The following is a 25917-nucleotide window of genomic DNA, read 5'->3' on the forward strand; positions in this document are numbered from 1 at the left end:
TAAATTTACTAGGTTTTTAGACAGACTGTGTGACATAGCGACTTTCTTTGAATGGTAATCCCAAATTCCCGCGCAGTGTTTCTGCCTCATAGTCTTTACGATAAAGTCCTCTTGCTTGTAAAATAGGCACGACCTTATCCACAAAATCTTCAAGAGCACCAGGCACTGTCACACCAATGATGAAGCCATCTGCCGCTTCCTTTTCAAACCATTTCTGTACAAGATCCGCTACCTGCTCAGCTGTCCCAAAAAAGGCTGTTTTAGGTGTAGCTTCACGTAAAGCAACCTGACGTAATGTAAGACCCTCTTGTTTAGCATATCGTTTAATATAATCAGTTGTACTTCTAAAGCTATTGGCTCCAATGTCACCTAGTTCAGGAAACGGAGCATTCACATCATACTGAGTAAAATCATGATGGTCGAAATAACGCCCAAGATAAGCAAGTGCACGGTCTATGGAAACTAGTTCAACGATTTCTTGATATTTTGCCTCTGCTTCCTCCACTGTATCGCCAATAATAGGTGAAATTCCTGGGAAGATTTTTACTTCATCTGGATTACGCCCAAATGCTGCCACCTCTGTTTTTACTCTTCTGTAAAATGTTTGCGCCTCTTCAATTGATGCACCATGTGTAAAAATAGCATCTGCATCCTTGGCAGCCAATCGAATGCCTGCATCTGATGACCCAGCTTGGAAAATAACAGGCTGACCTTGTTTTGACCGTCCAATATTGAGTGGACCTTGAACTGAAAAATAGGTCCCTTTATGATGTAAAATGTGTAATTTTTCTGGATCAAAAAATTGATCATTGTCAACGTCAGCAATAAATGCATCATCATCCCAAGAATCCCATAAGCCTTTGACAACCTCTAAATATTCTTCCGCAATTTGATAACGCTCTGCATGGTTAGGATGTTGGTCGATTGTTTTATTGTAGTTCAAAGCAGTACTTTCTAATGGAGTAGTTACTACATTCCAGCCTGCACGCCCCGCACTAATATGATCTAATGAAGCAAATTGTCTTGCCACTGTAAATGGTTCGCTATAGGAAGTTGAAACGGTTCCAACTAAGCCAATATTCTTCGTCGCTACAGCCAATGCTGATAAAATTGTAATCGGCTCAAAGCGGTTTAAAAAATGAGGGATGGATTTTTCATTAATAAATAAACCATCTGCAATAAATGCTACATCAAATTTCCCTTGCTCTGCCTTCTGAGCCTGCTGAATATAAAAAGGCAAGCTTACACTTTGATTACTCGCTACCTTTGGATGACGCCAACTAGAAATATTGCCCCCCACTCCATGAATGATGGCCCCAAATCGAATTTTATCCTGTCTAGCCATGTCAATTCCTCCTCAATCCTCATTATTTACTAAACTTAGTGGTTAAGTATGTTTTTGTTTAAAAATTTTTTATTTATGCTAATTCATAAATAAATTTGGATTGAAAATGATATTACAGTTCCTTTAGACAATATGCAATAGGCTACGTAATAGAAAAAATTTTAAGTTCTGAAAAAATATTTAATCAATGCCTTTCTTGCATGCTTTCAAATTGCTTAGCGGTCTCACAGATTGTCTGCCAAAAGGCTGTCGTCAACACCTCTTTATCTTTATAGGTTAAAAATATGTGTTGATTCATATCCAATAAATGCTTGACGTCTATCTCCACAAATTCACCGCTTTCGAGCTCCTTTTTGACGCAAAGATGTGGTAAAAAGCTAATATAGTTCTTTGTCCGAATAAATTCCTTTGCAACTTCTAAATGATCCGTACGTACTTCAATATTGGCTGTCACGCCCTCTATCTCAAACATTTTATGCACATAATTCCAATCAAACGCTCCACATTCAAAAAACACCATTTTCTGTTGGGCTAACTCCTTTGCTTGCATGCGTTCACGTTGTTGTAATAGATGATCACGATGTTTCACAAGTTTCACCGCATTGTTTAATAATAGCTCATTACTGATGCCATCTCGATGCACATATTGAATAAGACCTAGATGAATTTGATGGCTTTGTAACTTTTCTAAAATCATCGTAGTTGAACCTGTAATTAGTTGAAATCGCAAATAAGGAAATTGTTCTTTCCATTTCGGCAATGCATAGGCTAAGAAATACTGTGCTGTCACCCCATTTGCCCCAATACATACTTCATCTGTTTCCTGTGTTTCCTCTAATTGCTTCTTTCCTTGCTGAAACGTTTGGACAATTTGTGTAGCAAACGGTATAAAGTCTTTTCCTTTCTCCGATACGCTCACACTTCGCCCATCTCGGTAAAACAATTCAACACCAAGCTCCCTCTCTAACGATTTGATTCGTGCTGTCACAGTGGGCTGTGAGAGAAACAACGCATTGGCTGCCTTATGGGTACTTTTGTAATGGACAACATATAAAAATGCCTCGATATGGTCTATATTCACGAGAAGTTCACCCCTTCATACTTATTTATCCTATTATATAAATAATTCTTTATATTCTCTATAATTTATTGGAAAACTATGTTTTTAATTTTTATCAAAAGAAAAAGTAACCTAGCGTCTCCTAGGTTACTTTCATAGTGTTGAAAAACAAAACCATCCATAGAATTTATGTGAAAGGTGAAAAAGGATTTCCGTTGCAGGCTACTTGCTTTCCTGTGGGCGAGCGCCGAGCCGCTTCCTCCGTGCAGGGGCTCGCCCGTCTCGCTATTCCCACGGGAGTCAAGTAGCCTTCCACTCCAATCCATAAAATAAAATGTTAACTTTTTAGCAAAAAAGTGAAGGTATTCACTACTCTTTTATGGAGGGGTGTTGGCACACATCACTTCTCCACATTGAAAGTAAGAGGCTATCCTTTCTTAATAATATAAATAATGGGCTATTTTGTTCAGGAAAAGACACTTTTGCAGAATGGTTGATTGGAGTGGAGCCAGCGTCACTCCTAGGGGATTTAGCGTCACAGAGGAGACCCTGGAGCGAACGCAGTGAGTGAAGCGGCTCATCGGACGCCCCCTGGAAAGGACGCTGGCGGAACGGACATCAACCTCTCACCTTGCAAAGTTGGTTTTTCTGCTATTGATATCACCTTTTTTCAACAACATGAAAGTAACCTAGCGTCTCCTGGGTTACTTTACTATGTAGCGATGTTGCCATCCATCTTGACAACAAACATCGCGCGTGGTTTACAGCCCTCTGTCTGCGCTACCACTGTTATGTTATTCACTTGAACATCCTCTGCTGCGCAAGTAAACTCTTTTTATCGTACTTCTCAACTCGAGAAGCATATGTCCAAATTTAAGCAAGAATCGATGCCAGTACGGCTTTTTGTGCATGTAGTCTATTTTCGGCTTGTTCAAAGATATAAGAATTAGGTCCATCAATAACTGATGTTGCCACCTCTTCCTCACGATGTGCTGGTAAGCAATGCAAGAACATATAATTTGGTTTTGCGTAGGCAACTAGCTCATCATTAATTTGATAACCAGCAAAGTCTTGTAAACGTTTAGCCGCTTCTTCCTCTTGACCCATCGATGTCCAAACATCTGCATAAACCACATCTGCATTTAACACGGCTTCAACAGGATCATTTGTGATCGTAATGGTACTGCCATTTGCCGCTGCAATCGCCTGTGCTTTGGCGATTACTTGCGCATCACACTCATACCCAGCTGGTGTTGCCACAGCGACATTCATGCCGACATGTGCAGAAGCTACGACTAGTGAATGCGCTACATTATTGCCATCGCCTACATAGGCAATTTTAAGCCCTTTTAAAAAGCCTTTATTTTCTGCAATCGTTTCTAAATCCGCTAATGCCTGACAAGGATGATAAATATCCGTTAGTCCATTGATGACTGGAATAGCTGCATGCTCTGCAAGCTCCTTGACCATCGCGTGAGAATTTGCACGAATCATAATCCCATCTAAATAACCAGATAATACATGTGCTGTATCATAAATCGATTCACCACGACCAATTTGCAAATCGCGCGCATGCATAAACATACTTTTCCCACCTAATTGATTCATGCCAACTTCAAATGAAATACGTGTACGAGTTGAATGTTTTTCAAAAATCATGCCAAGTGTTTTACCTTCTAATAATCTTGGACATTTTCCCTCTTTTGTAATCATTTTTAGCTGTGTTGCTAGTTCAATCAGTTCTTGAACCTCTTGACTTGTATAGTCTAGCAATGTTAGAAGATCTTTTCCTTTTAAACTAGATACTAACTTCAACTGTACTTCTTCGAGTAATTTCATCGCCTTCGCTCCTTACATCGTTGCTGTTGAAATTAGTATATCATGCATAAATATAAAATCAACTGAATTTTTATAATTTATTTCAAATAGTAAGCACGAGACTTTAAATGTGACAAAAATTCGCCATATAGAATATTTATGCATACATTAAGATTCATCTATACTAATCTTTTAAAGCACAAAAAGGATACCTCCGTTTTAAGGTATCCTTTATATATTCTTTGCGTAACTAATAACTCATATGACAGGTGTTTTCCTGACAACTCTGTTCTAACTCCTTATAATAATCCTGTTTATTTTCATATGGGAAAAAGTGACTTCCGGAAAACTCTTTCAAATGAAAGGTATTAGTCGTGACAACTTGCCAATTTTTCACATTACATGCTGGTGCATCAGGATCATTCGTTCCACAATGTGCAAGAATCGGACCATGGAATAATTCATCTTGATAATCAAACGACTCATTCAAGCGATAATCATTTTTTACAATAGGTAAAATATATTGCAGCACTTCTTCATTTTCTAACAATTCATTCGGTGTACCACCTACTCTTTTTAACTCTTGAATGAGCTCACTATCGTCCATCGTTGTTTGATAGTCATCAGGAAAATCATCCTGTGGGGCATGGCGGCCAGCTACTATTAATAAATTCACCTTTTTCTTATATTTTTCTTCTAACAAACAGGCTGTCTTAAATGCAAGAATAGCTCCCATGCTATGACCATAAAAATAAATTCGTGTTTGGCTTGTCACTTGATGAATAGCCTCTGCAATTTGTTGTATGACATCATGATAATTTGTCATGTACTGTTCTTTTATTCTTGTTGACTTTCCAGGTAGCTCGATCGGAAAGACAGCTAAGTTCCTCTCCCATGTTTTCCAATTTTTAAAAATGGCTGCACTGCCCCCAGCGTGATGAAAGCAAAAAAGCTTACAAGGATGACCATAATCTAACGCTTTCACAAAAGGAAACCATTTTTTCACATTCATCATATCCATTCTTTTTCTCCCTTAATATCCCTCATTCTTAACGGCTCTCGTTCCTGTATATAGACTTTTTGGGACGGCCCCATTTTCTTCCCAATATTATTCCATAATCTACAAGCTGTTAAATAATATTGTGTTGTTTGATTGAAGTAAGAACGACTCCAAATTTCTTCTGAAAATGTTATAAGAGAGCGTTCAACACTTTTTGGCCATACCTTTATATATAAATCTTCAAAGCTCGTATTTTGTGCAGGAAAGACAATCTCCTCAACCGGATAGCTTAAGAATTTATTGTCTCTTTTCTTATTAAATATAGTTGACTCGTTTAATGATGAGCTCATACATGGCATCCAGTGTACTGATCCATGCGGGTCTGGTAGATACAATGTTCCTCTGTTCGTTCCTAAAATCACTCTATGCAACAAATAAATATTACTTTCTGGATTAGCTAAATCCATTTGATTGAAAATGCGTAACGTCACTGGAATATCCCGGATTTGTCCAGATAGCGTATAAAAGGGATCATGCTCTGTATGATTATTAATTGGTTCAAGTGTACAAGTTTGTAAGCCCCCAAGTGCTTGTCCGATAATATCAAGCATTGGAAATAATACTTGGATACTACACGCCGCCTCTAAATAAATAATGTCGCTAGCTTCTCTTAATGTTTGCGCTGTTTGTAAAAAGGCATATACGGCATCAACATTTGGGTAAAAACTATTCAAGTGATACTTACAATTACCAGCTTTCGCACTTTTAATTAGCTTTAAATAATCATCTTCATGCACTGGATGCTCCTGAATAACATGTATACCTTTTTCTAAAAACGCTTGTGCAATGCTTGTCCCTGCTCCACCCACGATAGTAGATTTAACAACAACACAGGCAACATCCACCTGCTCATTTGTTATTTCATCCACATCGGTGTAAAGCGGTACATTTAATGTATTAGCGAGCTCTTCCGACTGTTTACTACCTTTAGATAAAATACCTACAAGCCTATAATGAGATGGTAAGTTTAAAATTGCCTGCACATAATACGCTCCAAATTTCGTACCACAAACCACTACCCTTAACGGTCTCATAATATCCCTTCTTCCAACAAGCTTACATGATTTTCTGAATGTGAAGTGATGCTAAAATCTTCTATCGCACCCTGCACACGCAATTCTCGCATCACAATAGTAGGGTTTAATACGTCATATGCCCAATAAACACCATTTTCGTGCACCATTCCTTCTATAATTGCTTCTACAGATAATGCACAAATAATGCCACTAATCATAAAGCTATTTTGACTAAGTAATTGAGCTTTTCGTCGTATTGGCTGTTGCTGATACTTTCCAATCATTTCAATGATAACGGTGTACCATGTTTGCCGCACAGGGAATACAGTGAGTCTTTCCATCAATTCATCTATAATTTGATGTAAATGTTCTGATGTATTTTTCATCGCCAATCGTATACATGCTTGTTGTAATAATGAAAAAACAGCTTTATTTGGATACATATTATGCCAATGTGCTTCAGTTATCTGTAGCTTTTTTGCGAGGCGGATGGTTTCATTTGTTATATACCTTTGAGTATAGATTTCTTTTTCCTCACCATAAATGGTGACATTTATTTTTTCTGGCTGTACAGTATCTCGTACTATTTCTTTATTCTTATAAAAGGCATTCGCTGTGCCAAATCCATAAATGGAACTAAGCATTAAATCAGCAGCTGCTCCTTTACTATATGTTTCTTCACCACCTGCATAGCCGATTACTTTCTCTATTTGATCGAACCCTTCTTGAGCTAATAAACGAGGAAGAATCCCAGATAAACCGGGAAAACTTCCTGCTGAAAGAATCATGATATTCGTTAGCTCCTGCTGCATAAATTTTTTTTCCAACAAATCGGCACCAAATGCATCAACATAATGGGCTCCCACTTTTTTTGTAGCCTGTGCTACTCTATCAATAATGCTATACGATGGGCCTGCACAATTTAATACAATTGTACATCCTGTACAAAATGTCTCTAGCGCCTCTTGGTCATATATATCTACTTGCCTATAATCTATATATTCATGTGAGTGAGCATGTTCTTTATTGCCACTTCTACTACCACAGCGTAGTGGATATTTATCCTTTAAAAATCGTACAGCTGCTTGTCCAACGGATCCACTGTAGCCAATAATTCCTATTTTAAATTGATGGTTCATGACTAACTCCTTTAAGCAGTAAATGAGCAGTCTCTTTCACATATGGCTCTTGTAAACAGGTAATGTGATTGCCATTTATAGGTATAATATTCAAGTGACCAAATGTAATCTCTTTCCAAAATTCTTCATTTCTTGTACCCATGACTGGTAAAAAGGATGACGTTTTATCGATACAGCTAAATGCAGCTACATCTCCCATGAAAGGCTCTGTTCCATACGATACAACACCTTTAAAGCTTTGACAGAAAATTTGATATAGCGTTTCCATTCGCTGTTTTTGATAGGCAGAAATATCACCCTGCAAAGCTGGAACAGTCGTATATAAATCTACCAATCTTTGTTCAGGTGACTTACTAGCAAGCTTTTGATAACAGTGTGCAACTGGTGTAAACTCTCCCGTTAGTTCACATAAATCTTCAATCGTAATCATGTTCGTTTCTTTTTTGATTAAATCTTGTAATGCTTTTTTGAGTAATTCATCGTCAACAGCATGACCGCTTTTTTCAAGATCTGCACCTATTAATAAACCAAATGTTCTTTCCATTAATAAATCATTTCGAAGCTTGGCATCACACGGCGTAGTATCTATAGTTATGACTGGTTCAACTCGAACACCCTCTGCTAGTAACACCTTTGCTGTTTCAATAGCGATAAGTCCACCCATGCAGTATCCTATCAGTTCATAGCTTGCAGCATTTAGCTCTAACAATTGTTTGGCATATTTTTGCCCTAAACTTTGAATGAGTGATTCAGATGGATAGGCTAAATAATCTGCTTCATCGCCAAAAATAAACCCTGCTATCGTATCTTTGCGATTAGATTCTTCTATTAAATAAGGGAGCAATTGATTGTATGGTGTAAGTGTCCCTGTTCCATCATGAAATAGAACTTTCATGTTACCGCCCATTTCACCTTCAGCTAAAATAACGAAAGACGTTTTCTTATCTGAAGTAGTTTCATCCTGCACTGTTTGATGATTTTCCACTGAGTGACTTATCTTTTCTGCAATCTCTGCAATGGTTGGCGTTTGTAAAATCTCTACCATTAATTGATCCCACTCCCAATGCTTCACCTCTGGTAGTGTATCTCTCATGGCGGCCACAATTTGTGCCACTAGTAATGAATCACCACCTGCTTGATAGAAGTTTTCATTACGCCAAATACTTTCTCGATTTAATGCCTTTGCCCAGATAGCTGCAATTCTTTTCTCTAAATCGCTTTGTGGGGATTCTCCAGATTGTGCAATAAATGGATTAGATGCTTCTAAGCGACTTTGTAACGCACCACGATCCACTTTACCATTTTCAGATAACGGTAATTCACGGAGTACTTCAATATGCGCTGGGAGCATATATGCTGGTAATTGTTCTTCTAAATATTGTTGAATCTCACTCGCATAAATTCGCTTGCGTTCACCTCTAAACTGACCAACAAATACTGCCTGATTGGCTGATGATAATGGATCATTTGGGGTAGGATATACACCCGCTATCTCCATTTGTGCTGCTGCAAATAACTCATGCCACTGTTCACGATTGAAAAATACTTGATCATTATCTTTACGAAAATCTTCAAAATCATTTAGACCCGCATGAAATTCCATCGATGTAAGGAGGGAATAGTTTTCCCCTGTTGTATCCGCCACGATCAATGCCCCACCTTCCACTGTCATTTCCTTAAAAGCCTGTAGCACTTGTGGTGCTTTTTTAGCATTGTGTAAAACATTATTACATAAAATCAGGTCAAAGGAAGATGCTTGAATTCCTTGAGACCAATAGGATTGATTGATATCATACAAACCATATGTAACCCACTTATAAGGTTCAAATGATTTACGTGCTTCATTTAAAAAGAATTGTGATAAATCTGTAAAAATATATTCTACATTTTTTTGATCTAATGACGGTATTAACTCTAAACTTACACCACCTACGCCTGCTCCTACTTCTAAAATTCGAAATGGTTTATTTGGATAACTCGCTCTAAATTCATCTATAATCGTATGAACAGCTTGAATCGTCACTTGATTTAATGAACGACTAATCAGATTGTCTTTATATGCTGCTAAGGCAATCTCAAAGCTGCCTTTTGGGAAAAATAAATCTAACGAATCTATTTCGCCCCGAAGTAAACCTAGAAGATGCTTACTTGAATCCTCAAAGTAATCCACAAGCTTTTTACCATATTGCATTTTTTCCTCAATTTCTCTCCATTGTAGCCAAGACATTGCTGAAGCATTATGCGGTAAATCTGTATGAATTAGATAATAGTTTGTCGTAGCTGGATTTTGCTGAATAAGATTCTCTTTACATAACACATTCAGCCATCGTCTGAGTAGCTGATGATAATAGGGATGAACTTTCACAATTTGCTGAATCTCACTAAAAGAAAATTCTCGATCATCTATAAATATATCTAAGTCCTGGAATGTTTTCATAATATCTAGGACGGCTGTCCAATTGGAAATTGTAGACCATTGTGCAAATAGCTCGCGATCTACAGCATGAGTTGCTCGATCTCCAGCAGTCTTCACTATAGCTGCTAACTTGTCTGAAGGAACGAAGGTTGTGACTTCATTTGTATTTTTTCTTGCTTGCGCGAATGCTGAAATACTAAATTCTTTTGTTGCCGAGTCCTTACTTGCAATAACGGCAGCGTGCTCTATCTGCTGCATCCGTTGTAGAGAGCTTTCAACTTCGCTTAGTTCAATGCGGTGCCCATGAATTTTTACTTGCGTATCTTCTCTTCCCAAAAATTCAATCACACCATCTGGTCGGTATCTGCCTAAATCGCCAGTGGCATATAACCGTTCTTCTGTGTAAGGATGGATTATAAATTTCGCTGTAGTATTTTTTTCATCGTGTAGATAGCCAGTGGCAAGCCCCTCTCCTCCAATATATAAATCACCAATTGTCCAGTCAGGACATTCTTCTAGCTCCTTATTCAACACATAAAAATTTTGATTGGCCAATGGCTTACCATAAGGAATGCTATTTTTATAAGCCGTATTCATATCTATTGGATAATAAATAGACCAGATGGCTGCTTCTGTAGCTCCACCAAGACTGATAAATTGCGCTTCTTCAAAATAATGTGCCATTTGTTTAGGTAATGTAACAGGTATCCAATCACCAGATAAAAATACTAGACGCAATACGTTATGAAGAGTTGTTGTCGTATCCTGCATATAAGCGGAAAGAAGTTGCATTTGAGCTGGTACTGAATTCCAAATAGTGACCTGCTGAGATGTTATAAGTTCCAGCCAATGTTTTGGATCTTTATGACGTTTATGCTCTGGTAATATAATGCTACCACCAACACTTAATAAGCCGAAAATATCGTATACGGATAAATCAAATGCTAAATTAGCAATGGCTAAAACTCGATCATGCTCTGTTACATGGAAACGCTGATTCATATCCATTATTGTATTTAGCGCCGCTTTATGACTGACAATAACGCCTTTTGCTTTACCTGTACTGCCTGATGTATGAATAATGTAAGCTGGCTGCTCAACCTCTACACGTACAGGAACTAATTGTGCTTCTGATACAACGTTTAATTGCTCGACACTAATAAAAGAAAGATCATCTTGTTCGTATAATTTACTAGAATGACTATGACTTAAAATAAATGTGATTTGCGATTCATTGATAATATCTTTCTTCCGTGCAATCGGTTGCTCTCTCTCTAAAGGTACATACACGCAACCCGCTGTTAATGTTCCTAATACAGCAGCAATTTGCCAAATCCCTTTCGGTAAATCAATGGCTACAAAATCCCCTTGCTGTACACCTTCCTTCAGCAATGCCTGTTGAATAGCAAATACATAGCGACCGAGCTCCTCATATGTAAAATATTTGCCATCTGCATAAACAGCCCTATTTTTAGGATATTGTGTAATGGCATCTAGCACTTTGTCATACAGTAATCCTTTAGGTAAATTAACTGTTGTATTCTTTATTTCATTTCTAACCTTTTGCATTGCTTCTGGTAAGCCTATCACATCGCGATCAGTCCACGCTCCCTCGTTATTTGCCAGGTTTGTTAGGTGATCCACAAAAAACTGAAAAGCAGTATCCATTAAACCATTTGGAAAAATGCCCTCTCGTACATCCCAATTTATCAATATCCCATCTGGTTGTTCAGATACTTGACAATCAATCCACACTTGAGGAGTCTGACTAATTTTATAGGCTAGCTTCAACTTAGGCTCATTATCAGACATATGGCTATTTACCTCAGCACCTAATGTGCTTGTATAAACAACAGGAATAATAACATCTCGATTGCGCTGTCGCTTTAATTCACGCAATACCTCAATTCCTGAAAAATCCCGATACTCTAAATCTGTCCAGAGCTGCTGTTGAATTTCAGCCGCATGCTCATAAAAAGCTCTATCTCTTTTTGCATATATTTCCAATAGATTAATCGTTGTAAAGTCTCCAACTATATCATGAATTTGAGCATGAATAGTAGGACGGTTAAGCATCGTAATATTCAAGCAAAAATGCGATTGTTTTGACCATACACCGATAATTTCAGCAAAAGCCGTCAATATAATACTAGATGGTGTTAGTCGATGCTCTTTTGCCTTCTGACTTAAACTTTGCCACTCGTGTTTCGGTAATAAAAAATTAAATTGTTCAAAACGAATGGTATGACTATCCATTTTGTCACTTACAACTGGTAACTCTGGCGCTTCTGGAAAAGTCTCTAAACGGCTAGTCCAATAATTTTTAGCTTTGTCATAGGCTGCCGATCGATTATATTTTTGTTCATATTGTTGGGTCATGACATCTCTAAATTGAATGTCTAAAGCTGGTAATGGTGTATTTTCTGTATAATAAAAGTGTTCTAATTCAGCTATTAATACATTGATACTGACAAAATCCGCAATTAACATATCAATGGATAGATGAACAGTACTTTGATTCTTTTGCTGTGTCAGGACGAGGTCGTACAACGGCCACTTATCAGGAGCATACTGTTTAACAGATAGCTCATTTCTTACTTGTAATAATCGTTGATTTGCAGCTTCAGGTGCTTCCTCTGTTAAATCAATAACCTGTAAAGCTGGAAGCTCTACATTTTCTAGTACTTGCTGATAGCCCTCCTGATGCACTATCGCACGAAGCATATCATGACGCTTTATGACATGATGCCATGCCTTTTCAAGCTGTATAGGATCAAAAATAGTACCAACTAGTTCAGCATATACTTTACAGCCTACTCCACCGTAATGATAATTGCCGCTTCTTCCTACTAAATAAGCTGATTGAATATCTGTAAGTGGAAAGGAATCATAACGTCTTTCTGCATCATGGGTGATTGGCTGATGTTCTTTTTGTAAAAAGTCAAGAAGCTGCTCTTTATGCTGTCGTAACCGCTCTTTCCGTTCATGTGTAAGTACACCAGTTGGAGCCTTAAAATGTAATTTCCCATCTTCTACCCAAAGATTTACGCCCAATTCGCGATACTCTGCTACTAATTTTTTCATATTATATTATGCCCTCCTGATATTCGAAATCCTTTTTGACAACTTCTATTAGATAGTCATCTTCTTTTAATGGATAAAGTGCTTTGATCTTTAAGTCGCTTTGATGGAATAACGCCTCAAACTGCGATTGTGTTCTTTCCTTGCCTCCGCACATCGTCCAAATATTTAAATCTGTCATATATAAATGCGAGGCATTTCCTTCAATGACCTCTGGTAATATTTTTTCAATAATAGTTAGTGCAGAATTTTCGCTCATACTTTCGGCAATATTACGTAAAATTGTAATTGCTGCTTCATCCTCCCAATCATGGAGAATTCTCGATAGAATATAGAGATCACCTGACCGTGGCACTGCATGAAAAAAATCTCCTGCCTGAAACGTACATCGACTATCGAAACCGTAAAGTGCCAGCTTCTCCTCCGCCTTTTGTTGAACATGTTGTAAATCGATTACAACCCCTTGAGCATTGCGATAATATTCCAAAAATTTCACAATTATCTCTCCAGATCCACCACCAATATCAATAATTGTCTTGATACAGTGCCAATCCTTTTTTGCTGCGAAATAGGTGTCTAATTGAAGCTGTTCACTTGTTTTACTCATCATATTATGAAACACTTCAAATTTTTCGTTTTGCTGTATTTGTGCTTGAAAATAAGGCTGTTTCTCTACTAATTGATATGGGATTTTGTTCATTTTTATTGCCTCACATAGTTTTGACCAATAAGGCATTGCTTGTCTCCCTGTAAATAGCAGAAAATCCTTTAAAGAATCCTTTGCTTGTCCTGCCAACCGTTCCCCTAAAGGAAGTAAATTAAAATAATTTTTTTCTTCTTTCACATACTTTAAAGCCACTAATGGTCTCATAAAACGAAAGAGTATGTCTTCATCAATTGCTAATTCCTCTGCCAATAACGATACATGTCTTCGTTCTTGATATAAGGCATCAAATATTCCTAATTCACAAGCTGTATAGAGCAAATAAGATGTAGAAAAGCCTTGAATCGTTGAACGTATCATATTTCCTTGTATATCCATAGTTTTTCTCCTTAATGGTTACTGCTATTATCTGCCATCAATTTATACCATTTACAAACAGTGTTTTCTGCGATATTAATAAGGGCATATAACCCTCCACCCAATAAAGCTAGTCCTATCACACCTGCATACATAGCTAGATAATCTCTACTATCCATTCGATTTAAAATGTAATATCCTAATCCGCTAAAAGATGCAAAAGTTTCTGCTATAAATAGAATGGCTAATGCTGTTCCTAATGAAGCCCTTAAAGAAGTCATTACACTCGGTAAGCAATAGGGTAATGTCAAATGAGACAATGTTTGTAGTTTTGTAGCATTTAATGACCGGATAACTTGCTTCTGATCATAAGGAATTCCCTTCGCTGCATCACGGATGACTACGACTAATTGAAAATAAAGAACAAAGGCAATTAAAATGATTTTTGGGGCATCGCCTAATCCAAATAACACAAGAATAATTGGTAAAAAAACAACCTTCGGGATAGGGTAGAGCACATATAATAAAGGACTTAATATGAGGTCTATTTTGTTATTCCATCCCATAAGTAATCCTGTAGGAATCGCTAATAAAAGAGCGCAGCCAATACCAATAGCTACTCGATAACTACTAATGACAAAATGTGGTGTTAAATCACCGTTTGTTACTACTGTTAAAAATGATAGTCCTGCTTTAAAGGGAGAAGGTAAAAAAGGTTTATTTAATGCAATGCTAGACAGATGCCATAATAAAATAATCAGGATGGCAGCAATCACTATACTATATGTCTTCTTCACAGGGCTCTCCCTTTAATAATTGTTTAATCCGCTGTTGCTGACGATACATGCAAGCAGGATGATGACGCCCCTCTATTTGATAATCATTCTCAATAATTCCTGCAATTGTTTTTCCATTCGTGTGAAATACAACAATTCGATCGCTCATCATCAGCGCTTCATCAATATTATGTGTCACGAATAGTAAGGTTAAATTTCTTTCATGACGTATTGTTTGTAATGTCTGCATGAATTGCTCCTTCGTTAAAATATCTAACGCAGAAAACGGCTCGTCCATTAACAAGACTTTTGGTTTTTGAATTAAAGCCCTACCGATGGCAACCCGCTGCTGCTGCCCCCCAGATAGTTGGAAAGGGTAGCGGTTCTGCAAATCGTGAATATTCAATTGCGATAAAATTAATTGTGTGTCCCTGTCCCTTTCCTGCTTAGAGCGTTTAGCAAGCTTTAAAGGGAGAGCTATGTTAGCTTTCACGCTTTTCCATGGAAACAGGCCATAATTTTGAAAAATAATCGCTATCTCCTGCTGTGGTCCTTTCAGTTCTTTACCATCAAAATAAATGGTTCCTTTAGTCGGTTTCTCCAAGCCAGCTACAATATTTAAAAATGAGGATTTTCCGCTACCTGAGACACCAACAATAGCTACACATTCACCTAAAGATATATGAAGGCTAATATTTTGCAGAGCGTTCACCATACCTGAGGCTGATTTGTATGCTAAGTCAACATGCTGAATTTGATACATGGCCTATCCTCCTTTTACTGTTCTTCTAAGGATGTCTCTACTAGCTCTTCATATGAAAAGGCTTGCTCTAATAATCCTTTAGAAACTAACCAATCCGAAAGACGCTCCATATTTTCTTGTGCTGGTACACGATTAGGCGTAAAGGCTGGAACTGTATATTGTTCTTTTAAAATTTCTGGTACATTCGCCACTTGTAAGGCAAGCTCAAAGTATTTTTCTGGCTGCCGATTTACCTGTTTAATGGCTTCATTGTAGGCTTCCAGAAATTTTTTAACCTCAGCTCTATTTTTTGTTATATTTTTTTGTGTCATCACGATGACTGATTGGGAAAAGTTCTCGCCAAGCTTTGTATCATCAATGACAATATTTGCACCTTGGGCAACTGCATAGCTTGCCAATGGCTCTGGTAGTATAGCTACCTGCGCTTCTTTTCCAGCTAATACGGCATCTACACGTAATGAAAGATTCGGCAAATGAATTTTTGTTATTTGGGAGGATTCTAGTTTTAAATGGCGCTCATATTGCTCCATTAGATAATCTATCATTGTATTTTCAGCGATCATTACAGATTGTCCTTCTAGCTGTTTCGGTTCAACAATAGCGCTTTGCGGAGAAGAAACGACTAAAAATCTTCCCTCCTTCTCCGTCGCACCTAATGCTAATGCAATGGTTTTAACATCCAAGCCTCCTTTTTTTATTAAATTTTGGACTATCATATCAGTCATCATGCCGTCGAGCTCACCAGCCTCCATCGCCTTGGATTGGTCAGAAGCACTGCCAAACTCTATAAGCTCAACATCGACACCATATTTTTGAAAAAGTTGATCCTTCTCAGCTACATATAAAGGCAGACTATCATCGATTCGTAACACACCTATTTTTAATGAAGAATGCTTAGCTATTTTTGTTTCTTCACTACAGCCACTTATGCAAGCCATCATGATAATCATGAAACATATTCGGGCAAGGAGATGCTGTCTCATAGAGCTCCTTCCTCCATAGTGACACTTTGCTCTTCAACATATGCTGCTAGTTGTTCAAGGCGTGTATGCGTGAATAGTGTTTGAATAGAAAGCTCTATAGTGAATTGCTCTTTTATTTTTCCGATCATTTGAATGGCCATTAAAGAATTACCTCCACATGTGAAAAAGTCATCATCAAGTCCAGGCTGTTCGTAGGATAATATTTCTTCCCATATTGCTGCTACGTCTTTTTGCATCTCTGTATAAGGTGCTCTATACTTCTTTGACAGCTCTTGCTCATTCAATGGTAACTGTTGTAAAAACTTACGGTTTACTTTCCCATTTTCTGATAGAGGCATTTTATCAATAGATTTATAGATTGTAGGCAACATATAATGAGGCAATTTTTGAGCAAGTAATTGTTTAAATTGTTCATTATTTAGTCCATCTTGTTCATCTTCTAATACTACATATGCCACTAGTATTGATGTTCCATTACGTTCATGAACAATGGTTGCTGCTTCCTTCACACAAGGCAATTTAGCTAAGTGATAATCTATTTCGCCTATTTCAACCCGATAGCCATTTAATTTGATTTGTGCATCTGCTCTTCCTAAAAATTCAATATTGCCATCAGGCAAATATCGCCCTAAGTCGCCTGTAGCATATAGACGCTCTTTTGTCATTGGATGAATTAAAAATTGCTCATTTGTACGCTCTTCATTTTTCCAATAGCCTTTTGCAAGCCCTACTCCTCCGATATATAAATTTCCTGGTACATTCACAGGGCAGGCCGCCATTTGGTCATTTAAAATATAATAATATTGGTTGGCTAAAGGTTTCCCATATGGAATACTCTTCCAATTCCCATCTACTGTTTGTATATCGAAAATATTCGACCATATAGACGCCTCTGTTGCACCACCTAATCCTAAAATTTGTGTCTTTGGCGCAATTTCCCAAATTTCACTTGGCAAGCTTATTGGAATCCAGTCTCCACTCAGTAGTACCGCTCTTAATGTTGGATATGTGAAAAACTCTATATTTTTAGTATATTGTGCCAGCATTTGCATAAAGGCAGGTACTGTATTCCAAATGGAAATGTGCTGCGTTTGCAATAATTCATTCCAATGAACGGGATCTTTTATGCGCTCAGCTCGTGGTACTACTATGGCTCCTCCAACAGCAAGTAAACCGAAAATATCATAGACCGATAAATCAAACGTCAAGTTAGATAACGCAAGAATGCGATCCTCTGCACAAACGCCAAGTCGATCATTAATATCTACTATCGTATTCACTGCACCTCGATGATCAATCATGACCCCCTTCGGCTTTCCAGTAGAACCAGAAGTATAAATGACATACGCTAAATCAGAAGACAATAATTCAGGACTAGTAATAAAACATTCTTGATGTGCCCATTCAGGATCAATGACTGTCACATGATAATCATTTAAAAAAGGTAGCTGTTTAAGCACATGTGCTTGCGTCACAATGGATTGAACTTCTCCTTCCTGTAAAAGAAATTTCATCCGTTCAATCGGTGTTGTACAATCTATCGGCAAATATGCCTTCCCTGCCTTCATAATGCCTAAAACAGCAACTATCTGTTCCCATCCTTTTTCCATAACAACAGCAACTAATCTTCCTTTAGTACGATCCATTGCGAGTATTGCTTGCGCAGTATGGTTCGTTAAATGACTTAGCTGTTCGTACGTCATATTTTTTTCTTCCGAAATCACTGCCAGATTAGTAGGATTTGCTGCTATTTGTTTTTCAACAAGACTGATTAATGTCTCGTCGGAGATAGCTGTGTCTGGTCCTTTCAATTTCCCTTCTTGCTCTTGACATGGGAAACATACAAGACTCCTAATTGGCTGTTGCCATAAGTCTTCTTTCCTAGCAAGCTCCTTTAAAATACGGGTGTATGCTTCAAACATGTCGCGAATTAGATACTGCGGGAAAAGCTCCTCTATGGCATCCCAGCTTAACCATAATTCACCCTTTTGCTCTGAAACTTGATGATCTAGCCAAACTTGAGGTGTCTGAGATAATCCATATACAATATCCCCTAAATAGCTAGTTTTTGTTGTAGATCCATTATTTTTTTCAAGCCCTAAGCCACTCGTGAAGACAAAGGGCATCATAATCCCCATTTGTCGATACCATTTTTTTGCTAGTGCTCGTTCGACATAAACACCACTTACATAAGGATGTTCTAAATCCTGCAATAATTGCTTTTGAACAGTTCTTGCACGCTCTAAAAAAGATTCTCCTTTTGACATATCAATAGATAACAGATTAAGAGATGTAAAATCACCTATGAGCTGGTCAACATCTGGTTCGAACAACACACGATGAAAACGAGTAAGATTAATCGTAAATTTCGGTTGGCTACTCCATCTCGCTAACGTTTCAGCATAAGCAGCTATTAACAACGAGGCTGGTGACAAGTTCATTTTGGCAGCCAATTGCTTTAATACTAGCCATTCTTCTGTCGATAGCTTTTCCTCGTATCTTGTAAATTTACAGTTAGATAAATCTTCTTTATAATCAAGCAGTGGTAAATCAGGTGCTGGATACATATTGTCAATTCGCTGATGCCAATATTGAATATCCCGCTTATACATTTCGGTCTCTCGAATTTTTTGATAAGCCAGTATATAATCTCTAAATGTCGTTTGAAGTGTTTGTAGTTTTGCTGAAGAATCATCATATAGCCGCTTCCACTCTTTAAATAAATAGAACATACTAAAGCCATCAAAAATGATATTGTCAAAACTAATATGGATTCTTGTTTTTTGTTCATTAATGGCCGACATACGAATATCAAATAATGGCCACTCACTCGGAATAAAAGTTTGATGTTCCATCTCACTGCGCACTAACGTGAGCTGTTCTTTACGTTGTTCTGCTGAAAGATTCGTAAGATTATAGGAAGCAATGGAATAATACGCTACAAATTCTTGGACTTGTTGCTGTTGTCCATCATTTAAAATAATGGCTCTCATCATATCATGATGTTGGATAAGACGATTCCATGTTTGCTCCACCCTTGCATGATCGAGGGAAGAACAATCCATTTCAAAATAGCAATGAGTAGATACATCCCCGTACGCATAAATGCCGCTACGGCCTAACCAATAGGCTTGCTGAACGTCTGTTAATGGGAACGGCTTAAAACGATCCTGCTCATTAGGCTCTATACTTGGTAACTTTTTCTCCGAGTCCTCATTTGACTTTTGGTGCACTAGTTCCTCTAATAACAAGGCCATTTGTTGAAACACTGGTTGATTAAAGATGGCTTCTAAACTCATTTTGACAGCAAATTGCTCTTTTATTTTTGCACTAAGCTGAGTAGCTAATAATGAATCTCCACCAAGCTCAAAATAATGATCGTCTATGCTAATGGCTTCTTGCCCTAATACTTCTTTCCATATTTGTGCTAATCTCAATTCGATTGAGGTTGTTGGTGCAATAAAATCCTTTTTAGCTAGATCAGCTTGCTCTTGTTGAGGGATTGGTAATGCTGCTCGATCTACTTTTCCATTAGCAGTAATAGGCAACTGCTCTAATTGAATAATGACTTGTGGAATCATATAGTTTGGTAATCGTTGTTCTAAGTAACGGTGAAGTGGTTCTAATTGGAAATCTAATGTTGATTGTCGTTCAACTTGCGCTACAAATAAATACTGTGTAAACGCGGTATCAATAGACTGCGTCGTCATATTGGTGAAGCCCTCGTCTGTCAATACTGAAAGCCAATCATTTTCTGATAATAAGGGAAGGCATGTCTTTGCCCTTTCATCCTCATAATGTGTAAAGCCATCCTCTAAAAATGCTGTACTGACTAATTGCAGAGGATTATTTTCCGTCATTTCTAATTGAATGAATAAACCGCCATGCTTTAATAGCTTTTTTAAATGTTTAAGTGAATTTCTAATATGGGCTGCTCTATGTAAAGAGTGAGAAGCCACAATCACATCATAGTCACCATCTACAAAGCCTTGAGAAATCGGGCACTTATTTATATCAAGCATTTTGTAATGGATATTCGGTTGTGACCCTACAATTTGTTGAGCACGATTTAAAAAATAGTTGGATTCATCTGTAGCCGTATAATGTAGCTCATCTGTCGAAAATGCTTCCATTACTATTTGAAGCGTGTTGATATGACGCGTCCCAATCTCTAATATTTTGAGTGGTGCTTGACGTTCTATTCGATGATTTAATACCGTTTGAATCAAGTTTATGAATACTTCTTGCTGTTTGTTTCCATCAGATAGGTTATCTGTCAATTGCTCTAAAGTGTGTACATTATGAGGAAGCAATAATTCTAAAGGCTCTATTTCACCAGTTAAAAGTGCATAGCTTTTTTCAAAAAAGGTAGAAATAAATTCATTTATATATGTTGTTTGTTTTTTATTTAAACGATGAAACGATTCTTCATTTTGGACGATTAAGCATTGTTTATTATGAATAATCGGCCCATCACATGAAACGATATTGTTTTTTTCTAAAAATCTAAACCATTGATCGATTAAGCTTTGATATCGACTGTTGATCTTTTCTCGCTCTATGATCGTTATCCTATTGTAGCTTGCATCTTTTTCTATTGGAAAACCACATCTGACAAGTATTTTACAAATCGTTTCCGTAGTGAGGTGGGTACAATAATTTTTAAACAATCGATAACGATATTCATTCTCATTTACATTTTTTAAAAAATACCCTGACGCTTTTAATTGATCTATGTTAGACCAATCAATCATGGGTTTATTGTTCTTTATAGATTGTACCTGCTCTTTTTCTGAACAACTTACAATATAAGCAGCTAAATATTGGCTTTCCTCTCCTCTGACAGTGACAACGGCATCCTCCACTTTCTCATAGCTTCGCATAACACTTTCGATTTCACCTAATTCAATACGATGACCCCGTACCTTTACCTGGGAATCATTTCTTCCTAAAAATTCAATAAGCCCATTATGCCAAAATCGCCCATTATCCCCTGTCTTATACCAGCGAATACCTTTTTCTTCTATAAAACGCTCAGCAGTTAATTGTGGTTCTCCTACATACCCTTTGGCTATACCAGCGCCGCCTATCCACAATTCTCCTGCTTTCCAATTCGGACAATCTTCTCCATTTACATCAATCACTCTATAAAACTGATTTCTCAATGGTCTTCCATAAGGGATAGATCGCCAACTTGCTGGTAACGGGTGATCAACATTATAGTAATTGGACCAGATTGCCGCTTCTGTCGCACCACCCATCGCTACTAATAAACCTCTCGGTGCTACTTTTAACAATCGGTCAGGAATATCTAAGTTAATCCAATCACCTGACAGCATGACGATACGTAAATCTAAACAAATTAATTTTGCACTTTCTGCCTCTATTAAAAACATTTTCAATAAAGCGGGTACAGAATTCCATAGTGTAACATGATAATGACGAACCAATTTTAACCAAATATCAGCGTTTCGAGCCGTATCGTCTGAAAGAAGAACAATGCTGCCACCAACACTCAAAAGACCAAATATATCGTATATAGACAAATCAAAATCTAATGAAGATACTGCTAAAATACGATCTTCCATGCTTATGTTATATTTTTGATTGATATCTGCAATTGTATTCCAAGCTGCTTTATGACTAATTTCCACACCTTTTGGTTCTCCCGTTGAGCCTGATGTAAAAATAATATAAGCTGAGCTGTTTACATCCACTTTAGGCAATGTCACATGACCAAATTGTTGTGTTTGTTCTATTTTAATAACTTGTACTTGATCAATATTTTTATATTTTGCCTCATAGGGAGCAGTTGTTAAGATAAAGCTTACATTAGCCTTTTCAATAATTTTTTTATAGCGCTCACTTGGCTGTGTCACATGTACTGGAACAAAGCATCCCCCAATAGCCAAAACCCCTAAAATTGCTTGAATTTGCTCTAATCCTCTCGGCAATGAAATCGCTACTCGATCACCTTTTTTAAAGCCGTTATGTAACAATGTGGCAGCCACCTGTTCCGCCTGTAAGGTCAGTTGTTTATAAGTTATTTCATGATGGTCTATCCCATCTATTAGCGCTATAGCATATGGTTGTTGCTTTGCTATTTCAAAGAAAGACGTATGCAAGCACTGTGCAGAATCTGTTACTATGGAATCTTCTATTACTTGACGTCTTGCTATTTGTGCTTTCGTTTCGATAGCTGGATGTTGGAGCCAATGCTGTTCGTCTTCAATTAACCAATGAATGGTTTTGATAAACAGATCAAACATGTCATCCAATAAGCCTGATGGAAATATGTCATCCAAACCATCCCAAATACATAATAAACCACCATCCATATCAAACATTTGAAAGTCTAACCAAACTTGAGGTGTTTGAGAAATCATGTAATGAATCTTGCCAAATGCATCTTTAAATTCTTCATTAATAAGTGGTACACCTAAATTACATGAAAAAACGATTGGAGCAAAGACTTTTTCATCTGGGTGATACTTAGCTAAATCTCGTTGAATTTTGACCCCTGAATAAGCCGTATAGTTCATATCTTGATGAAATTGCTGTTGTAAACTTTTTGTAAAGGCTAAAAAAGACTGTTGTGTTTCACTATCAACCTCCAATAATAACAAGGTAGTAAAATCAGCTACAACATGCTCTAGCTCTTCAGACAAAGTATCTCGATTGAACAATGGTATATTCATAAGAAAACGGGATTCACTGCTCCACTTATTTAATGTGTAAGCATAAGCTGCTAACAATACCATCGCAGAAGTAACGTTATAACGAGACGCAATCAATTGCAGCTTGCTCCAAGCAGTATCTTCTAAAAAGTACTCTCTTCTTGTAAATTTAGGTTCGTGTTGTATCAACGCAGCATTGTTTGACAACGGTAGTTTAGGACCTAATGGTAAAGTGGCTAACCTGTTTTTCCAATAGGCTTCGGCATGACGTTCTTCATCAGCATTTGCTAATTTTTTATCATAAAGATATTTCGCAAAGTTCCAATTTTTAGGTGCTTTCGGTTTTTGTTGTCTAGTATAAGCGGCCGCTAAATCATGTAAAATGATTTGGAAACTTTGCACATCAGCTACAAGTAAGTCGATATCGAAATGAAGTCGCGTTTTACCATCAGGCAATAGAGATAGCTGTAATCGAGCTACTTCCCCTTGATCAATTGCCAATAGCCGATGTGAAGTATTCGCACGAATAGCTTCTAATTGTTGATTAACCTCGTCTTGTGAACATGCTGTTAAATCGTGAACAGCAATAGCTGTAAAAGGGGATGCTGTTAAAACTTGCTGTTGGCCATCCTCCGTATACTTAACACGAAGCATAGGATGATGCTGGACAATGATGGCCCATGCCGATTCAAGCCGCTCTATATCAATATGTTGACCGTTAATTTCCATATAACCATGACAGCCATTTCCGCCTAAATATTGACCGCTTTGTCGCCCAACCCAATAGGCATACTGTACATCTGTTAATGGAAATGGCTCATACATATTAGGTATTGTTTTATCTTGATTTTCTAATAGGGAGTTATCACTATTTATTGAATGGACAGCCTCTCTCTTTAATAATTCGTACCAAGCGCTCAAATAAGGTTCCGATATTAATTCTTTGAAAGTAATGGTAATGCCAGCTTTTTTTAGTTTGCTGACTAATTTCATGACTTGTAAGGAGTTTAAGCCTAACTCCAATAAATTTTGATCCGCGCGTATTTCTTTCGTTATACCGAGGAGTTGATTGACTTCTAATGCTAGATTTCGGATGATGTCTAAATCACTTTCTAATTTCAATGCATAGACGCCTCACTTTCCATAGCCATCTGTTTTAATTTTTTTTTATCCACTTTCCCTACATTTATAAACGGTAATCGCTCAACATATATGATTCGATCTGGAAGTTTATATGGAGCAACACCTATATGAAATAAATAACTACATATCTCATCTCGTTCCATTCTTTGTCCATCGGTCACTATAAATGCACAAATGCTTTCTCCTAGATCCTTATCTGGTAAACCAACAACAGCAGCATCTTTTATCATTGGCTGTGTACGTAAAAAACTTTCAATTTCAGATGGTATAACATTTTCACCTGCACGATTAATTTGCTCCCTTACTCGACCGACAATTTGTATATTTCCATCTGATGTAATACGAGCCTTATCACCAGTACGTAAAAAGTAATCCTTGGTAAAAATTTCTGCATTTAAAGCAGATGCTTGATAGTATCCGCCAAATGTATACGGACCTTTTGCCACCAATTCTCCAAGCTGACCCTGAGGAACTTCTCTTCCTAGCTCATCTATAATCTTTATTTCATCACCTATCGAAATTGCTTGCCCTTGACAGCTTGTAACAATTTCCACAGGATCATTTAATGCTGTAAAACAAGTAATCCCTTCGCCGAGTCCGTATCCTTGTTGTATTTTACAGTGAAATGTATTCATAAATTGAACAGCCATTTCCTGCTCTATGTGAGCAGCGCCAATTAAGACCACCTCTAAGCTCGACATATTCAAATCTTCATACCATTCAAATGCTTCTAACCAAAGGCTAGCAATTGTTGGTACAATGGCGGTATGTGTCACCTGTTCTTTTTCGATTTCATGAAATGCTTCATCAAAGCTAGAGGTTTGACATAATACCACTTTTCCACCTGTAAAAAGAGTACCTAATATACCTGGTGAGCATAACGGATAATCATGTGAAATCGATAGTACAGCCATGTATGCCGTTTCAGGAGTCATTCCACATTTTTCAGCAGAGGCGAATGCATTATAGGCATAAGCTTCATGTATTTTCGGAATTATTTTGGGAATGCCTGTTGTGCCACCAGACAATAAGTATAATGCAGTATCTCTATAGTGAGGTGAAGCGCTAATTGCTAATGAATAGTTCCTTTCTTTCAGCTGATCTACTGTTACATGTGTATAGGATGCTGGCCACTGTATGGTGGATTCCCCAACCGTCACAATATATCGAATACTTTTATGCTGAGGAATTACCTGTGCGGCCATACATTCATACTGGAAACCTAGATAACTACTGCAACATATATAAGCTATTGGTTGAACCATTTTGGCAACTGTATCGATTTCTACTTCTCTATGGGATGGCAACATCAAAACAGGCTGCACACCTATTTTTAACAGACTAAATAAAACAGTAATAAATTCAATTGTATTTGGTAACTGCATTAAAACCCGATCACCCTGCTGCCAACCTAAAGATAAAAAGCCTGTCGATAATTGCTCAATTTCTTGAAGCAGCTCTTCATAAGTTAAGCGTCGATTCCCTTCCACTACTGCCAGATGATGCGGAAATCGTTGAGCAATGATGTCAAGCTCTTCCATTAATGTTTTCTTTCTTAAAAAGCCCAATTCTTCATATCGTTCTACTTCTTGTAAATACCAATCCATTTGCTGAGACAT

13 protein-coding genes are annotated in these 25917 nt (G+C 37.5%); all 13 read right to left on the reverse strand.

The genetic code is table 11. From position 1 onward, the window contains the following. Positions 1–16 precede the first annotated feature (16 nt). The 13 genes from MKY46_RS16725 to MKY46_RS16785 all read right to left on the reverse strand — a co-directional run bounded on the left by MKY46_RS16725 (position 17) and on the right by MKY46_RS16785 (position 25917). Entirely contained in the window at positions 17–1345 is a 1329-nt protein-coding gene (locus MKY46_RS16725) for an LLM class flavin-dependent oxidoreductase (RefSeq protein WP_036128276.1), read from the reverse strand. 184 nt (positions 1346–1529) lie between these two features. Continuing rightward, entirely contained in the window at positions 1530–2426 is an 897-nt protein-coding gene (locus MKY46_RS16730; protein ID WP_036128277.1) for a LysR family transcriptional regulator, read from the reverse strand. Between the two features lie 852 nt (positions 2427–3278). Further along, the gene (gene argF / locus MKY46_RS16735; RefSeq protein ID WP_340834826.1) at positions 3279–4244 is read right to left on the reverse strand and encodes an ornithine carbamoyltransferase; all 966 of its coding nucleotides are present in this window, start codon (positions 4242–4244) and stop codon (positions 3279–3281) included. Positions 4245–4473: 229 nt separating this feature from the next. Next, positions 4474–5244, reverse strand: a complete 771-nt coding sequence (locus tag MKY46_RS16740) for a thioesterase II family protein (protein ID WP_340834829.1) — start codon at positions 5242–5244, stop codon at positions 4474–4476. Further along, positions 5235–6317, reverse strand: a complete 1083-nt coding sequence (locus MKY46_RS16745) for a Gfo/Idh/MocA family oxidoreductase (RefSeq protein ID WP_036121576.1) — start codon at positions 6315–6317, stop codon at positions 5235–5237. Before MKY46_RS16745 ends, MKY46_RS16740 begins: the two co-directional genes overlap by 10 nt. Continuing rightward, on the reverse strand, positions 6314–7438 hold the full coding sequence (locus MKY46_RS16750; protein WP_036121580.1) for a saccharopine dehydrogenase NADP-binding domain-containing protein: 1125 nt from the start codon (positions 7436–7438) through the stop codon (positions 6314–6316). Before MKY46_RS16750 ends, MKY46_RS16745 begins: the two co-directional genes overlap by 4 nt. Next, the gene (locus MKY46_RS16755; RefSeq protein WP_036121583.1) at positions 7422–12938 is read right to left on the reverse strand and encodes a non-ribosomal peptide synthetase; all 5517 of its coding nucleotides are present in this window, start codon (positions 12936–12938) and stop codon (positions 7422–7424) included. The genes MKY46_RS16750 and MKY46_RS16755 overlap by 17 nt, the downstream gene beginning before the upstream one ends. Position 12939: 1 nt before the next feature. Continuing rightward, positions 12940–13977, reverse strand: coding sequence for a methyltransferase (locus MKY46_RS16760; protein ID WP_036121587.1), 1038 nt, complete (start codon positions 13975–13977; stop codon positions 12940–12942). A gap of 11 nt (positions 13978–13988) precedes the next feature. After that, a complete protein-coding gene (locus MKY46_RS16765; protein ID WP_036121591.1) occupies positions 13989–14753 on the reverse strand; it encodes an ABC transporter permease in 765 nt (254 codons plus the stop codon). After that, positions 14737–15495, reverse strand: a complete 759-nt coding sequence (locus tag MKY46_RS16770) for an ABC transporter ATP-binding protein (RefSeq protein WP_036121594.1) — start codon at positions 15493–15495, stop codon at positions 14737–14739. Before MKY46_RS16770 ends, MKY46_RS16765 begins: the two co-directional genes overlap by 17 nt. Positions 15496–15509: 14 nt before the next feature. After that, positions 15510–16478 (reverse strand): ABC transporter substrate-binding protein, encoded by a 969-nt coding sequence (locus MKY46_RS16775; protein WP_036121596.1) that lies wholly within the window; start codon positions 16476–16478, stop codon positions 15510–15512. Next, entirely contained in the window at positions 16475–24277 is a 7803-nt protein-coding gene (locus MKY46_RS16780) for an amino acid adenylation domain-containing protein (RefSeq protein WP_340834832.1), read from the reverse strand. Before MKY46_RS16780 ends, MKY46_RS16775 begins: the two co-directional genes overlap by 4 nt. Next, positions 24274–25917: a (2,3-dihydroxybenzoyl)adenylate synthase gene (locus MKY46_RS16785; RefSeq protein ID WP_058843374.1), complete on the reverse strand. Its 1644-nt coding sequence runs from the start codon at positions 25915–25917 to the stop codon at positions 24274–24276. The genes MKY46_RS16780 and MKY46_RS16785 overlap by 4 nt, the downstream gene beginning before the upstream one ends.

It is taken from the genome of Lysinibacillus sp. FSL M8-0355, assembly GCF_038008985.1.
Lineage (GTDB): Bacteria > Bacillota > Bacilli > Bacillales_A > Planococcaceae > Lysinibacillus > Lysinibacillus fusiformis_D.

What these genes read in the sequence shown, in the direction of transcription:
- MKY46_RS16725 (WP_036128276.1), bottom strand. Translation starts at nt 1,345, where the DNA reads ATGGCTAGACAGGATAAAATTCGATTTGGGGCCATCATTCATGGAGTG.
- MKY46_RS16775 (WP_036121596.1), bottom strand. Translation starts at nt 16,478, where the DNA reads ATGAGACAGCATCTCCTTGCCCGAATATGTTTCATGATTATCATGATG.
- MKY46_RS16770 (WP_036121594.1), bottom strand. Translation starts at nt 15,495, where the DNA reads ATGTATCAAATTCAGCATGTTGACTTAGCATACAAATCAGCCTCAGGT.
- MKY46_RS16745 (WP_036121576.1), bottom strand. Translation starts at nt 6,317, where the DNA reads ATGAGACCGTTAAGGGTAGTGGTTTGTGGTACGAAATTTGGAGCGTAT.
- MKY46_RS16785 (WP_058843374.1), bottom strand. Translation starts at nt 25,917, where the DNA reads ATGTCTCAGCAAATGGATTGGTATTTACAAGAAGTAGAACGATATGAA.
- MKY46_RS16755 (WP_036121583.1), bottom strand. Translation starts at nt 12,938, where the DNA reads ATGAAAAAATTAGTAGCAGAGTATCGCGAATTGGGCGTAAATCTTTGG.
- MKY46_RS16760 (WP_036121587.1), bottom strand. Translation starts at nt 13,977, where the DNA reads ATGGATATACAAGGAAATATGATACGTTCAACGATTCAAGGCTTTTCT.
- MKY46_RS16750 (WP_036121580.1), bottom strand. Translation starts at nt 7,438, where the DNA reads ATGAACCATCAATTTAAAATAGGAATTATTGGCTACAGTGGATCCGTT.
- MKY46_RS16740 (WP_340834829.1), bottom strand. Translation starts at nt 5,244, where the DNA reads ATGGATATGATGAATGTGAAAAAATGGTTTCCTTTTGTGAAAGCGTTA.
- argF (WP_340834826.1), bottom strand. Translation starts at nt 4,244, where the DNA reads ATGAAATTACTCGAAGAAGTACAGTTGAAGTTAGTATCTAGTTTAAAA.